Source organism: Lentisphaera profundi, from assembly GCF_028728065.1.
Classification (GTDB): Bacteria; Verrucomicrobiota; Lentisphaeria; order Lentisphaerales; family Lentisphaeraceae; genus Lentisphaera; species Lentisphaera profundi.
In genome coordinates, this window is sequence record NZ_CP117812.1 from 1,209,649 (window position 1) to 1,223,554 (window position 13,906).

Here is a 13,906-nt window from a genome sequence, read left to right on the forward strand (position 1 = left end):
TCCTAATTTTACTAATTGCTTATTCATTTCTTTAGCTTATTTCCTTAGGTAGGCATTGCACCAATTGCCATGGTCGCCGTTGCTGTTATCTCCTGCATTATCGACGATTAGCTCCAGCTCAAATGCTCCGCTTAGATCCAGATCTATAGTCTTAGGGGCAGAATATTGTTTCATGATTCCGCTATCATAAACATCTTTTTTATCCACCCGTATGCGAAAGCGAACTGAGCCAGGCTGATGTTTCTGAATGCCAATTTCTGCATGAAAACTCTTGTACAAACCACCAAGGAAAAATACCCCCTTACTGGGAGCATGGGTGCCGATTCCCTGTTTATATGTCTTATCACCAATTGTTAGCGGATTTCCGGTACATGACTTATTCATCATAACTTTATAGCCAGAGGTAAATAAGTCGGCAAATTGGCTATCAAGATAAACTTTTCCATCAGTAGTTTTTGCTTGAGCGAGTTTTACTTTTCGATTGGCCATCCATTCTTTTATCGGCACTTCTTGCCAACGAAGATTCCTAAGCTCAGGACGAGGTTTAGGGCCCGAGAGCTGCAGTTTTTTCAGTTGTGACCAGTCCGTTAGGGGATTGTTCTGCTTGTCCCGAAAATCAGACGGTAAGAGTGAAATCGTTTGCCACTTATTACCACCTTTCATAGCTTTCTTTACACTGCGGTTTTCTGTTCCCCCATCCCAACTGGAGAAAGTCGAAATGCTCAGCTTGATGTCCTTTGCCGAACGGACCTCAAGCACCAGTCTTGCCATAGAAGGCGGCTCATGCATCGGACTCAAGGCTTTAAAGGTTTTGAATGACCAGTAGGCAGGATGTCCCCCTCGAGTGTAAAACCATCTCTTTTCCCAGTCTCCTATAAAATCCTCGATGAGTAGTGAATGCTGTTGTGTCGCCTTCACTCCCGCTTGTTTTTTCTGCTGTGGCGTCACCATGGACATCTGGCTAGATAGGACGTATTCATTAGCCGAATAGAGATCACAACCATACCCAGCTCCAGAAACAGTTTGTGTCAAAGGGTAGGTTGCATTGGCATAGACCCAAAGGTGTTTGTTCGCACTGAAGGTGGGAAGCTCTGCCACCCAGCTATCGCCCATACGTTTAGCGGGCGCAAGTTTCCAATTACGAGTGGGGAAGTCATGATATTTTTCACGGCCAGCGGGAATTCCTTCCTCCGTATAGTAGACGTTCAACTCCGTCACCTGATCCGGCTGATCTGGCTTCACCTCAAAGCGAGGGATTCCAGATTCGGTTTTCAGAATCAATTCAGCCTGGGGTGTTTTCGCCGTTTCAAATGTTCCCTTCAGGAACTGATCAAACCATAGCGGTTGCAGGATCGTATTTTCTTCTAAATCATTGTGGTTAATATGCGCGGCACTGCTAATGCGCCACTCCTTGCTCTGCACCAGATTGGTCGCCAGGGTCAAGTCATCAACTGACGCATGGAAGTCATTGCTCGGACTTTGAAAAACGATCGGACAAGTGATCCGTTTGAGATAGACCTTATCATCAATGGTGTTTGTATATCCGGGTATATTCTTGGTTTTTTCAATATCCGATACGCCACCACAGGATGGTGCTGCCGCCTTGACGCGTGTGTCTGATCCTGCTGTGAGGACCGTCAGTTTTCCACCCATGGAGTGACCGTAGACGCCAAGCCTGTTGCCATCGACTTCCTTTTGATTCTCAAGGAATGTCAGCGCACGGCGACAGCCCATACCCGCATAAAACCAGAGTGTGTTCCTCGGCGATTTTACCGGGTCGATTGTATGCTCTGACGCTTCGCGAGTATCCACCCCGACCCAGTCGGTTGTGATCTTGTACTTAGGATCATTTGTATTGCCGGTCTTGAAAGCCTTTACATTGTCATTGTTGACCTTATACCCTGGCGCACTGAGGCGCCCGTCCCATGCGAGTGAGATCGTGGCGTAACCACGTTTTGCATTGGCAAGTACTTGAGTATGGTGGGCATACTGACCACCACCATGAATATGAATCAGTCCCGGAAGATTTTCAGCTCCTTTTGGATAGCCGTAGATCGCCGCCATCATAGCTTTTTTTTTATTAAATATTCCGACGCGGTAACGGACAATTTTCATGACGATCCCGTCTTGTTCCCATTGCTTAAGGACTTCAATATCCAAGGGCTCTTTTTGAGGATCAAAGTCCTGCCATAATTCATCAAATGAATTTGGGTTTTTACTATTTTTGAGTGGAGAGAGAGTATTTTGCCCGTTCGTTAAGTTTGACTTCGTGCTTGCTGTGGCTGAATTTACTTGCAAGCCCCCAATCACAAGGACGCTCATTGTCATTAATGAGATTCTAATACTCGTCATATTTGTATTTTCCAGTCGTTAAATTGTGGGTTTGGTGAAGTTTAGACACAATAATTTTTAGTGTTAAATATGAAAATAGCAGTGTCTTTTCTATGTTGAACTTCAAAAAATATTAGCTGTTACAAAAATAATATATTTTGTCTAGAAAAGTATAATCAGCCCGAGCAATGCCTAGGAGTATCAACAAAATCCACTTGTCTCATGCCTCCGGGATAAATCCCGGAGCTAATCACATCTGCCGTCTTCGACGACATTATAAAAGCAATTTTATTATTAACAGGTAGTTTTCATCTCACTAGCTTTATTCTAGTTCAACTGTTAAAAACTTTTATGGCAAGTTTATTTGTTGATGGCTTCAAGCCAGAGGCGAGCCATCAGTTCATGTCCCTGGGGCAGGGGGTGGATGCCATCCCAGAGCCAGTACTCAGCAGGTGTGAGTTTGACTTTAGCATCGAAGGCATCCTGAGTTTTGATATGAATGGCATCAAATTCTTTTGCGAGCTTCGCAACGATGAGACGGAATTGATCAATTTTAAGTCTGGCGGCTTGATGTTTTTTGGGATCTTTTAGTCCTCCGGCAGCTAGCACGAAGGGGTCGAAGAGCACGATTTTGATTTTTGGATTCGCCTGACGGCTCTGCTTTAAGATGTGGCGGTAATCCACTTCGTACTGAGCAGGTGGGGTGTTTTTATTGAGATCATTTACCCCGATTAAAATCGTTAAGATATCGGGCTTGAGGTCGAGGGCATCTTTTTGCCAGCGTTTGCGCAAGTCGCTAACGGTATTGCCACTAATTCCAAGATTGCTGATTTTGAGATTAAGCTCTGGTTGCTCATAGTTGAGCTTTCCTGCAATGTTAAAGACGTAACTATGCCCAAGAAGGTGGTTTTTGTCCCAACCATCGGGGCGTCGTGAGCGGTTCATATCGGTAATCGAATCACCAATGAAGAGCAGTTGAGCCTTCTTTTGAAGAATTGAATGGTTTGTGGAGCTTTCGCTAATCGCTTTGGCAATTGTTTCAGCCATGATGGTGGCACCGGCTTCGTTGGGGTGAACTTTATCGGGGAAGAGTTCAGCTTTATTGCTTAAGGCCGAGTAGAGATCAATAATTGTACAGCCGCTCTTTTGAGAGACTTGCTCAATAAGTGGCAGTATTTCTTGAACAACTGTGTCGGTAATACCCCAGCGCTCAGGGAAAACGGGAACGGGCTTACAAATAAAGACCTGAGGCTGACTCTTTAGCTTTTGAAAACTTTGGATGAGAGCGAGGTAGTCCGTGACGAATTCATTTTTGTGGGGCCAATTCATCGGCTTGGAATCATTGGTGCCCAATTTGATGATGACGATTTGCGGACCAAAAGCGAGAGCCTCTTTGTAAGCCTTTGATTTGATATAGGGGGCATTGCCCTTGCTGAGTAGGGTGTGGCCATTGACACCAAAGTTGCGTACGTCATACTTACTTCCAAGTAATTTTCCGAGCTGAGCGGGGTAGCTCATTTGCTTACGGTCTTTAATGCCATAACCGAAGGTTATGCTGTCGCCAACACAGGCAACGCGAATGGGCTCTGCGTAGCTTGTTATGAGCGTAAAAAAACAAAATATTGCGACTGTATGTCTAAGTGAAAATTTTAATAAAGTCATTTGATCCCTAGTGCTTATTCTAATAAATATGTTCAGTTTTAGTGTAGCTAGTCTATTACTTTACTTTGGAAGGAGAATCGCTCCAACGCAAATTGCGAAGCTCGGCCTTTTTACCCTGCCATGGGGCGCCATATAGAGTGTTCTTTTTGCCAAAACGTTTGAACTCGCCAATCATGATTTCTTTGATACCAGTCCAATTCGTCAATTTGCCGCCATTACCGTTGTGAAAATCGGAAGGTTTGAGTTCGATAGTTTGCCATTGAGAGCCACCCTTGAGTAAGATTTCAGTGACGTACTGATCTATGCCGATAATGAGTTTGTTTGCTTTTTCGCAGCGTAGGTCGATGACTAATTTGGCATCAGCAGTGAGAGGCTGATATTCACGAAGCGTAAAGATTGGCTTGCGGTAGCGATGAAAGTTGCCATCTTGGGTCCAGCTCTTCCAGCCATTTGCAAAGCTTTCCAGTACTGCGGGTCGTTTGAGGCTGGCAATGACTCCCGCTTTTTTGAGGTCCGCAGAATTGATCATCTGGACTACAGAAGCGAGGTGAAAACGATCCGAGGTGAACCGTCTGCCACTATAGCCGACTCCGCTAATTTCTTTATCGAGTGCATAGGTGACATCCCCATAAGCCCACAAAGGTTTATCTACACCACCCAAAGGAAGTGAAGCTGACCACGCTCCATCCTTCTCGGTCGCTTTGGCCTGACGCCAAAATTTATCTGCAGCTTTTCCTTGGCCATTGGTGGTATAATAAATATCCACCGCGAGGATTTTTTTTGATTGATCGGGCTTAACTGAAAATTTTGGAATGTGATTATTCGTGTTTATGTCTAGCTTGCTTCGCGGTGTTTTGGGCATCTTGAAATTGCCTTTCAGGAATTGATCCAACCACAGCATTCCGCCCGCACTATATTCGGCGCTATCGGAATGATTTTTATTTGGAGAAGAAACGATACGCCATTGCTTCGACTTAATATCTTTGACGGCTTGGGGTAAGTCTTGTACTTTGCCATGAAAATCATTGGCGGGGCTCATGAAAATAATCGGACAGCTGATGCGTTTGAGGTATGAGTCATCGGCGACTCCAGCGAGTGCTCTTCCCGTAGATAGATCACTAATGCCTCCACAAGCGGGCACGGCTACTTTGAGGCGATCATCGGCACCGGCTAAAAGGACGGTGAGTTTACCACCCATGGACATGCCATAGACGCCGATTTTATCCGAGTTGGCTTCGGCTTGCCGCTCTAAGAAAGTAATGGCACGACGAGCTCCCAGGGTAACTAAAAACCATCCGCTATTTCTAGGGGATTTAACGGCATCCACGGTGCTTGAAGAAGGGGGGTTCTGCACAAAATTATTACCTTTGAAGCGGCAGTGATGGTGATAAGCATCCACCGCGCCCCAATCAGTGGTTATACGATAATCGGCATGGTTTTTATCACCAGTCCAAAACATCTCTTTTTCTTTGTTGGTGACCGTGTACTGAGATGATTTAATCCGACCCGCCCAAGCAATAGAAAGGGTGGCGTAACCATTTTTTGCATTGGCGAGTACAAAGGCATCTTGAGCCGATTGGCCACCACCATGAATCTGTACAATGGCAGGAAGATTTTTGGCGCCCTTGGGGTAGCCATAGACAGCCGCCATCATTGCCTTCTTACCTTTGAAAGTACCAATGCGGTAGCGCAGGACTTTTAGAACCACACCTTCTTCTTCCCATTCCTTGAGTACTTCCACATCCAAGGCTTCTTTGCGTGGATCAAAGCCCGCCCAAGCCTCTTCCACGGAAGATGGAACGAAGCCGTCTTTGAGTACAGGTAGGGTCTCTTCGGCGAATAGAGAAGGCATGAATGCAAGAACAAGAACAGTGAGTAAGTAGTGTTTTTTAGTCATATTGGTAGAGGGGGCTTAGTATTTAAAATTGATTGCTTACAGAGAATAAACTGATAAGAACATGATTTGCTACAAGTATCTAGATTTTTTTCTCAGAATTGTTTCTTTGATCAAAGTCCTCTAGAAATCGCTTAGCAGTATTTCGATGGTTTACATTTACTTAGAATAAAATTGATGACCTGGGAGGCGTTCAGTTGCTTTGCTGAAGCCAAAGAGACTTGGATTATTATTCTTTTCTAAGACGAGCTTTGCATCGGTGAGTTTAGAGCCAGCAGGCAAAATAATGACTTGCTGATTTTTCTGGAGATCAATTTTATAGCTCTTGTTTTTTAAGCGCTCGACTTGGGAAGAGCTCAGCTTTTTACCATTGATGAAAAATTGTGGATTTGCGATATCGCATTGGATGCGGCAAGGCTTACCAGCGAGGCTTTTGATTTTGATAAACTGAGTTTGATTATTTTTTCTTTGTGCGGTGACGAGAAAGGCACCCTGAGTCCGAAGTTGATCAAAAGCCACATTTTTCCAACGCTCGGGGCTGGCAGGGAAGACGCGAATTGTATCACCCCAGCTTTGCAGCAGCATATCGTGAAGACTCGTGGTGAAAGAGAGCGGAGATTCAATCACGGGATTGCCCTCGGCATACATGGTTGTGGGGCTGACATTCTTATGCTTGATGAGCATGTCGAGGTATTCATAGGCCTTGGCAGCATCACCCAGACAAGCATACATTGAAGCAGCACCAGTTGCGGTGTATCCCGTTACGGCCATGGCTTGAATCTTGGTTTTACTCTCGGTTACTTTAAGCCAATGATCGACAGATTTACGCAGTAGAGCTTTGTCCTTGTCGTTATCAGGTGTGATGAGGGCGAGGGGATAAAAGGGCAGCAAGTGTGAGTAATGACGGTGGGGTTTTTCGAAGGGAGTATCTTGCGAGATGCGCAAACCATTTTCGTCAGTCTGAAAGGGGACCAGATTTTGATTGATATGGCGCCACTCGCTAGCGAGGGGATCATTGAGCTGAAATTGCTCATTGAGTTCGAGGAGAGTTTGTGTCATCCACTTCACTAAGCCAAGGCTAAAATTAACATTTTTACTCCAAGGAGCGGGGTATTCAGGTGACCAACTGATGCGGATGTTGATGGTGCCATCAGCATTGACCGAGGGGTTTTCTTTGAAAAAGTTTAGGTAGCTATTCATTGTCTGCTTTAACAAGGGAAAGGATTTGTTTTTGAGGCGTTGGTCATCGCCTGCGAATTTGCAATGGAGCCAATAATTATGCATAATCCACGCGAGCATATCGGGAGTCTTGTTATGGTTATAAGCTAGGCAGTCTTGAGGGAAACAGGTGCCGAGTGAGATGCTATCCTTCCAGTTTTCGGGCACGTTTTTGCGCAAGTTATCAGCGTATTTATCGAGATTATTGGGAAGTGATTCACCCAAGCTCAAGTGATTAGAAGTGAGGTGGGTCCAATAAATCAGTTGAACGTTGAGGTCGCCCCAGACCATGGGCCAAAAAGTGTAGTGATACCAAGGACCCATGAGGTCGAGGATAGGGCCATTTTCACGCATTGCCGAGCCGAGCTTATACATTTGGATCCAGTAAAAAGCTTCTTTTTCTTTGTCGTCAATCGTCAGGAAACTCTGCTGGTAGTAGTCATGCCACCAGGCTTGATGATCTTTAAAGGCGAGATCGTAGTCAGCGGGACTTTGCGCGAGGTTTTTCTGACTTATCGCTAAGCTATTTTTTTGCGGGAAGCTATGATGAGTACTAAAACGTAGAGTCTGTTTGCCGTCTTTCTCGCCCTGAGTTTTCCAGGCCGTGGTGGTTTCTCCCCTGTGTTGATGAAGGATTTGACGACAGAACTCAGTCGTATCATTTTCGCCAAATTCGGCATCGGGTGCCATCGGGTAGGGGGCCTTGCGCATATCATCCCAAACACCACCCTTGGGGCCACCGCCATTTGTAATCGTGTGCCATACGGAAGAAATGGGGCGCTCGGCAATCCATTTAATGCTGATGGATTCATTTTTCCCCGCGTCGATATCAAAATAAACTACATCTTTGAGGCTATGAGTGAAGGCCCGGACTTTATATTCCCCAAGAGCAGTTGTGACCGAGCCACGCATTTCGGCATTCCATAAGTCCATGCGCAGATCAGTGGAAATGATATCGCCTTTGGATTCGATTTGGAAGCGACCGAGGGGGAGGCGGCCGCGGTAGATCCATAATTGCTGATTGCCCTTATCAGGAAGGCGGTGATCATAGTAATCGTGACGACCGGCATGAATAGAGATGATATTCTTGGCCTCTTTTTTACCTTGGTAGAAGAGGAAACCGACATTGCCATTACCACTATAGGGAGCGACTTCCCAGCGATGAGGAGTGCGATCCCAAGTCATGTCATGTTGATTGAGGAAGGCCTGAAAGTTAATGTTCTCGGCTAGTACTGAAGGGATTAATGCAAGCAACAAAGTTATGAGCAAGAAGTGTTTTTTCGTCATTTTTTTGGAGGTGTTTAAGATTTAAAATTGATTTCTGTACAGCGAGTAAACTAAGAAGAAGATGAATTGTTACAGTGGGCTTAATTTTTTTTCAGGATTGTTTTTTGAAGAAATTCTTAGGCTTTATTTCACAAAGATTTACAGCAGTAATAATGCTATTAATCGGGCACGGAATTAGATTTACTTTTTAGTGCTGGAAACACGCATTAACTTAGCCTAGTTCGTCAGAGCTAGGGAAAACGAGTACATGAACAATAAATTTGAATCCCTTAGCAAGCTGAAACTTGAACTACATGCCTTAGGAAAAAGGGGGCAAGGGAATCCCCTAGGTATGTTCCGACTAGGGTATCCAAATAGTCTCAGGTGAACTATTAAAAAATAAAAGTTGAGGAAGTGAGTATGAAGCTACGTGGCCATCCGCATGTACTGTTACCGACTTTCCATTATGACCTGTATATTCACGACCCCAAAGATAATAAGACAATAACCACCCCCACTCATTTGGGTCATTAGCTATTTGATTTTCGGGCAATGTAATAAGCTTAGAGGGAGCACGAAAGCTACTTCTAGGTACAGTTGTCCAAGGAGCTCCCCAGCCAGAAATGCCATGATTAAGGGAATATGAAGGAAGGTCACCACTTACTACCGGTTTACTATTCCTTTCAGGGCAACCATAATAAGCATATTGTTTTTCTTGAGTAATACTTGAATCACTTCCCCAATAATTCGCAATAATTAAATAGTTCGTCCAATATTCATTATCTACCATGGCGGCGGTATACTTGCCATCATTATCATCAGCATACATGCTCATTACAAGTCCCAACTGCTTGACCTTATTAATACAGACTGAATGCCTGCTCGACTTTCGAGCTTTGCCTAAGACAGGCAGTAAAAGGGAAGCCAAAATTCCAATAATAGCGATGACAACTAAGAGCTCGATAAGAGTAAATTTTTTTCTATGCATGATAACTTCTCCTTGAAGTGTTTGTCTCAAAAAATAATTTCTGTTTTTTTGTAATATATAACTAACTCTATATCATAAACAATTAGATGGGAATGGATAAAAGAAGCTAAAAAATGCACTTTTCATCAGACTTATGAAATAAGCCGACATAGTAAGGCGCTAATGGCACTAGAAAAGAAAACTGAAACTAAGTCAGGTACTCAGCGCTAGCTTTAAATCATAGGGCTGTGAATTTTTTTGCGGTATATAGCAGGTGAAACACCGTTAAGTTTCTTAAAGAAGCGGCTAAAATAAAATTCATCACCAAAGCGTAGGCGGTAGGCGATCTCCTTAATATTTAGCTCACTGCCAATAAGCAGTTCAATTGCAAGCTGATTGAGACGTCTGTTTAAGTATTCTTTTGGAGTACAATTTATCACTGAAGAAAAGCTTTGTGAAAAAGCATGTGCACTACAGCCATAAATATTGGCCAAGTCAGAGATGCGAAGATCTGCACTCAGGTTTTCCTCGATATACTGGAAGATAGACTCGAACTGACTGTGAGTGGCTAGGTGTTGAGAAATGAGTTCTGATAGAGAAGGTAGCAATTCTGTAAGACAAGCTTCTACTTGAGTTCTCAGGAGCAATAGATTGTTGCTGTTTAATTGGTAATCTGGATTTAGCCACTGCTTTAAATAAGATAAGTCAAAGCTTGTTATTTTCATGGGCCTGCGCTCGGCCCAATCAAGAAGGGGATCCACTCCGGGTAGATATTCACAGCGAAAAGTAAGCCAAAGACTTCGACCTGATTGCAGATGGCGGCGTACCACAGGGGTATTGCCAGGCATGAAGTAAGAGCTTTCCGGTCTTATGTCCAGGGTATTTTTCTGATGGATGACTTGTCTGTGACCTGATATGGGTATTTCTATGTGATGAAGGTAATCACTTTGACTTTTACCATTGGAATCCCACTCAGGGCCTATTTGCGAATGGTAGATATTCGCAAGTTGGACGCGAAAATTATTACTAATAGCCATAATCGTTAGTGATGACTTATTTTCTAAGAGTGATTTGAGTCGGCTGTGTGCCTTGGGGCTGGTGGTGTCTACCTGTTTCATATCGTTACAAATCCTTGATTTAATATAAAAAGTACATGTTTTAATATTTTTTATCTATGACTATCAGCTTGATAGTTGCTGGTTTTTAGATATTTTATATAAAACAACAATAAAAAATACATGTTATTATAATGACCGAAATAAAAAATAATTCAAATCAATGTTCGACTTTCAAGATGTGTGGCTACTCGTTTGGAGAGTGTGCGAACTCATTAGTGATGAACAGCATCAACGGCTTTGCTATGCTGTATTATACTGAGGCACTTGGTCTTAGCCCAAGCTTAGCGGGGATCGCAATGTCTTTGGCTGTATTCTGGGATGCGTTGTCTGATCCTATTATGGGGCATGTCAGCGATAATACCCGTAGTCGTTTTGGTCGTCGTCACCCCTATATGCTGGTGGGTGGCTTGCTGATGGCGCTTTGTTTTTATTTTATTTGGGCGGTTCCCGAGACCATGCGAGGCAGTGAAAATACGATATTTTGGTATCTCGTTACTTTTAACATTTTGCTAAGAACTTCACTTACGGTATTTTTTGTGCCCTATGTCGCCTTAGGTTTTGAGATGTGTACGGATTACGAGGGGCGTTCCAAGCTCCAGGGAATTCGCTGGGGTTTCAATATGGCGGCAAATTTAGCGGGGCCCGCAATGGCGTGGTTTTTCTTCTTTCAAGATAAGGATGGAGTTCGGGCGACCGATGTGCCGCAGAACTTCCTGAATATGGGAGCCGTTTTTGCGGTGGGCACGGCGATTTTCGTGCTTTTGATTCTTTATTTCACGCGTACTTACGCCAAAGAAGTCAATGTGAAAAATGATTTAGAAAAGCCCGCTTTCATGAAAACTTTTTTAAGGATATGAAGGGGGTCATACTGGATGTATATGCTCGTCGTGTGTTTGCTTTTGTGTTCTTGGCTGCGGTCAATATGGTTTTGGTGAGCTCCTTACAGATGTATTTCTATGTTTATTTTATGGATTTTAGTGCAGGGCAGAAGAGCTTTGTGCATGGTGCCACGATGGTGGGCTGTGGTGTGGGCGGTTTACTATCCGCTCGCTTAACGCAACGCTTTGAAAAGAAGGGTGCAGTTGTTCTAGGTGGGGTCATCAGCATTTTAGCAAATGCAGTACTTGCGCTGGTATTTCTGACGGGTCTCATGCCCGTTGATAGCCATCTCTCAGTGGGGGTTTTTGTGATTTTTCATGCCCTTTATTGGTTGGGAAGTGGAGTGATGCTACCAACCGCAACGGCGATGATGGCAGATATCTCTGAACTGAATAAAATTCGCACGGGCGTACTCAAAGATGGGGCCTATTCAGCACTATTTAGTTTCATTCTAAAGGCGGCGATCTCTTTTAGTATGTTGGTTTCGGGTTACATCCTCAGTGGAATTGGCTTTGAATCTGATCGTGCAGGAGAATTGAGTGCCGAAGTTATCTGGCGCCTAGGTGCGGTGATGTTGTTAGTGGGTCCTTTAGTCTGTCTTGCGGCGATTATTGTGATGCGAAAATATCGCGTAAGCCATGCTCTAATTGATGAAATGCGCGACAAATAATTTTTATAAAAACAAAGGAAAAAAAATGATGATAGTTAAAAAAATATTATTAAGTCTATGTTTGGCTGCAGTGCTAAGTTTACCTGCTCAAGCTAATTGGAACGATGCAGAAAGTACTCCCATTTGGCGCTCGCTGAAGTTCGGGATTTATCTGCACAATGCCTGGGGCGGAGAGGCGTATACATTGACGCGCTACCCCGATTTGACGGTGCCGAAATCAATTGACGAAGTGGCCGATGATTTTGATGTTGATCAATTTGTTAAAGACATACAATCTTTTGATCCTGAGTATATCGTTTTTACTGCATGGCATGCATCGATGAACCCAATTTTCCCCAATAAAGCGATGGATAAATGGCGTGGCAAAGGCCATACCGCAAAACGCGATTTAATGGGGGAAGTGATAGCGGCCTTGCGCCCGACGGGGATTAAATTTGTGATGTACTTACACCCCTCAGATGGTCATGATATGAGCAAAGAAGATCAGGCATTACTTGGCTGGAATGAATCATTTGATCAAGGGACAAACTGGAAGCCGGGGAATTATGTAAAGTGGAATAACTTTATGAATGAGGTTTTTGATGAACTCTGTGCGAAGTACGGCCAAGATATAGTCGCTTTTTGGGTGGATGGTGGTTGGCAGCGCGTTGATCGCGAGCGCCTCAAAAAGACGGCGAGAAAATACAACCCCAAAGCTGAGTTTGTATCAGGCTGGGATAATGCGGGTTGGTGCCGTCAGTTTAATCAAATTAGTCCGCCGGACCCCGCAAAAGGTGTTCCTGTCTCTATTCCGCATGATGCCGATACTTGGCCTTCCTTACGTAACAATGCCAATTTGTTACAGGGTGGCTGTTGGTGGACGACGGGGGGGACTGCCAAAGTTTCTCCTGTAGGAATGTTGCGCTATACGGTATTGCAGGTTTCGGGTAATACTGGTGGCGGTGGTATTGGCTGGGCAGCGGGTAACTACACCGACGGGACTTGGGAACCCCAGGTGAAAGAGTATTTAACTATGTTGGGCCAACTGATGAAGCCGATCGAAGAATCGATCAAGAATACAAGGCCGAGTACTTCCTACCTGACTCCACAAGGAACGCGCATTGCGACTCTTGAGCATGGAATTGTGGCAACACGCTCAGCAGATGATGCTTATGAATATATTCATGTCTTGGTGCCGCCTATTGATGCGAATCAGGGTTACCAGCATTTTATTGAACTGCCAGTTCCAGAGGATTATAAAAAATTCACTAAAGCCGTGATGTTGCGTACTGGGCGTGCGGCAAAAGTCACTCAGACAGATAAAGGTCTGCGCATAGATATTCCATGGCTCGATGCTTGGGATCCCATTGATACGGTGATTAAGCTCACTGTGAAACCGGGCTTTGGTCTAGTTTCTAGAGAGAAAGCGATCTCTATGTCGGGAGAGGACGTTCCAGGTTGGCCTCGATCAGGAGCAGTCGATGGCGATCGTGAAACGGGTTGGAGTTCGCAAGTTGCTATGGATACAAAGCCATGGATAACAGTTGACTTAGAGGATCGTGTTAATATGGAAAGAGTTCACCTTTTTTCTCGCGTTTTAAAAGATAAAGTGGGGTATTGTTTTCCCGTAGATTTCACTTTTTCAGTCTCTGATGATGGCAAAAATTTTCGCGATGTTCTGAGTATTAAAGATCATAAAATCGAAGTCAATGATGACACCGCCAAGGATGAAAAATTACTCAATGGAGTGATCAGTAAAACTGGTCGCAAACTCTCCGCAGATTACCCTCAGTATTTTAAGTTACCCAAGGGAAGTGTGGGGCGTTACCTACGCATTACTGGTGATAAGCTTAAAGATGAAAATCGCATGCAATTCACTGAGCTTGAGGTTTTTGGATCAGAGCAGAAATAGGCTAATGGTC

At 44.2% G+C, this 13,906-nt stretch carries 9 protein-coding genes; 3 read left to right on the plus strand and 6 right to left on the minus strand.

Annotated elements, in window-relative coordinates; genetic code table 11:
- Nucleotides 1-36: 36 nt before the first annotated feature.
- The 6 genes from PQO03_RS16265 to PQO03_RS16290 all read right to left on the minus strand — a co-directional run bounded on the left by PQO03_RS16265 (nucleotide 37) and on the right by PQO03_RS16290 (nucleotide 10,456).
- The gene (locus tag PQO03_RS16265) at nucleotides 37-2,352 is read right to left on the minus strand and encodes an NPCBM/NEW2 domain-containing protein (protein WP_274154249.1); all 2,316 of its coding nucleotides are present in this window, start codon (nucleotides 2,350-2,352) and stop codon (nucleotides 37-39) included.
- A gap of 339 nt (nucleotides 2,353-2,691) precedes the next feature.
- On the minus strand, nucleotides 2,692-3,993 hold the full coding sequence (locus PQO03_RS16270) for an SGNH/GDSL hydrolase family protein (protein WP_274154250.1): 1,302 nt from the start codon (nucleotides 3,991-3,993) through the stop codon (nucleotides 2,692-2,694).
- Between the two features lie 55 nt (nucleotides 3,994-4,048).
- Nucleotides 4,049-5,890 carry an alpha/beta hydrolase family protein gene (locus PQO03_RS16275; protein WP_274154251.1) on the minus strand — a complete coding sequence of 614 codons (1,842 nt, stop codon included), beginning with the start codon at nucleotides 5,888-5,890 and terminating at the stop codon, nucleotides 4,049-4,051.
- 156 nt (nucleotides 5,891-6,046) lie between these two features.
- Nucleotides 6,047-8,392: a glycosyl hydrolase family 95 catalytic domain-containing protein gene (locus tag PQO03_RS16280; RefSeq protein ID WP_274154252.1), complete on the minus strand. Its 2,346-nt coding sequence runs from the start codon at nucleotides 8,390-8,392 to the stop codon at nucleotides 6,047-6,049.
- Between the two features lie 340 nt (nucleotides 8,393-8,732).
- Nucleotides 8,733-9,359, minus strand: coding sequence for a type II secretion system protein (locus PQO03_RS16285; RefSeq protein WP_274154253.1), 627 nt, complete (start codon nucleotides 9,357-9,359; stop codon nucleotides 8,733-8,735).
- 212 nt (nucleotides 9,360-9,571) lie between these two features.
- On the minus strand, nucleotides 9,572-10,456 hold the full coding sequence (locus PQO03_RS16290; protein ID WP_274154254.1) for a helix-turn-helix domain-containing protein: 885 nt from the start codon (nucleotides 10,454-10,456) through the stop codon (nucleotides 9,572-9,574).
- Nucleotides 10,457-10,587: 131 nt separating this feature from the next.
- Between PQO03_RS16290 and PQO03_RS16295 the strand changes: the two genes are divergently transcribed.
- From PQO03_RS16295 to PQO03_RS16305, 3 genes are read left to right on the plus strand one after another with little or no spacing between them, the layout of a single operon-like run.
- Nucleotides 10,588-11,313, plus strand: a complete 726-nt coding sequence (locus tag PQO03_RS16295) for an MFS transporter (RefSeq protein ID WP_274154255.1) — start codon at nucleotides 10,588-10,590, stop codon at nucleotides 11,311-11,313.
- Complete coding sequence (locus PQO03_RS16300; RefSeq protein WP_274154256.1) at nucleotides 11,310-12,005, plus strand: MFS transporter; 696 nt, start codon at nucleotides 11,310-11,312, stop codon at nucleotides 12,003-12,005. Before PQO03_RS16295 ends, PQO03_RS16300 begins: the two co-directional genes overlap by 4 nt.
- A gap of 25 nt (nucleotides 12,006-12,030) precedes the next feature.
- The gene (locus PQO03_RS16305) at nucleotides 12,031-13,896 is read left to right on the plus strand and encodes an alpha-L-fucosidase (RefSeq protein WP_274154257.1); all 1,866 of its coding nucleotides are present in this window, start codon (nucleotides 12,031-12,033) and stop codon (nucleotides 13,894-13,896) included.
- The last annotated feature ends 10 nt before the right edge of the window (nucleotides 13,897-13,906 follow it).

What these genes read in the sequence shown, in the direction of transcription:
- PQO03_RS16265 (WP_274154249.1), bottom strand. Translation starts at nt 2,352, where the DNA reads ATGACGAGTATTAGAATCTCATTAATGACAATGAGCGTCCTTGTGATT.
- PQO03_RS16270 (WP_274154250.1), bottom strand. Translation starts at nt 3,993, where the DNA reads ATGACTTTATTAAAATTTTCACTTAGACATACAGTCGCAATATTTTGT.
- PQO03_RS16275 (WP_274154251.1), bottom strand. Translation starts at nt 5,890, where the DNA reads ATGACTAAAAAACACTACTTACTCACTGTTCTTGTTCTTGCATTCATG.
- PQO03_RS16280 (WP_274154252.1), bottom strand. Translation starts at nt 8,392, where the DNA reads ATGACGAAAAAACACTTCTTGCTCATAACTTTGTTGCTTGCATTAATC.
- PQO03_RS16285 (WP_274154253.1), bottom strand. Translation starts at nt 9,359, where the DNA reads ATGCATAGAAAAAAATTTACTCTTATCGAGCTCTTAGTTGTCATCGCT.
- PQO03_RS16290 (WP_274154254.1), bottom strand. Translation starts at nt 10,456, where the DNA reads ATGAAACAGGTAGACACCACCAGCCCCAAGGCACACAGCCGACTCAAA.
- PQO03_RS16295 (WP_274154255.1), top strand. Translation starts at nt 10,588, where the DNA reads ATGACCGAAATAAAAAATAATTCAAATCAATGTTCGACTTTCAAGATG.
- PQO03_RS16300 (WP_274154256.1), top strand. Translation starts at nt 11,310, where the DNA reads ATGAAGGGGGTCATACTGGATGTATATGCTCGTCGTGTGTTTGCTTTT.
- PQO03_RS16305 (WP_274154257.1), top strand. Translation starts at nt 12,031, where the DNA reads ATGATGATAGTTAAAAAAATATTATTAAGTCTATGTTTGGCTGCAGTG.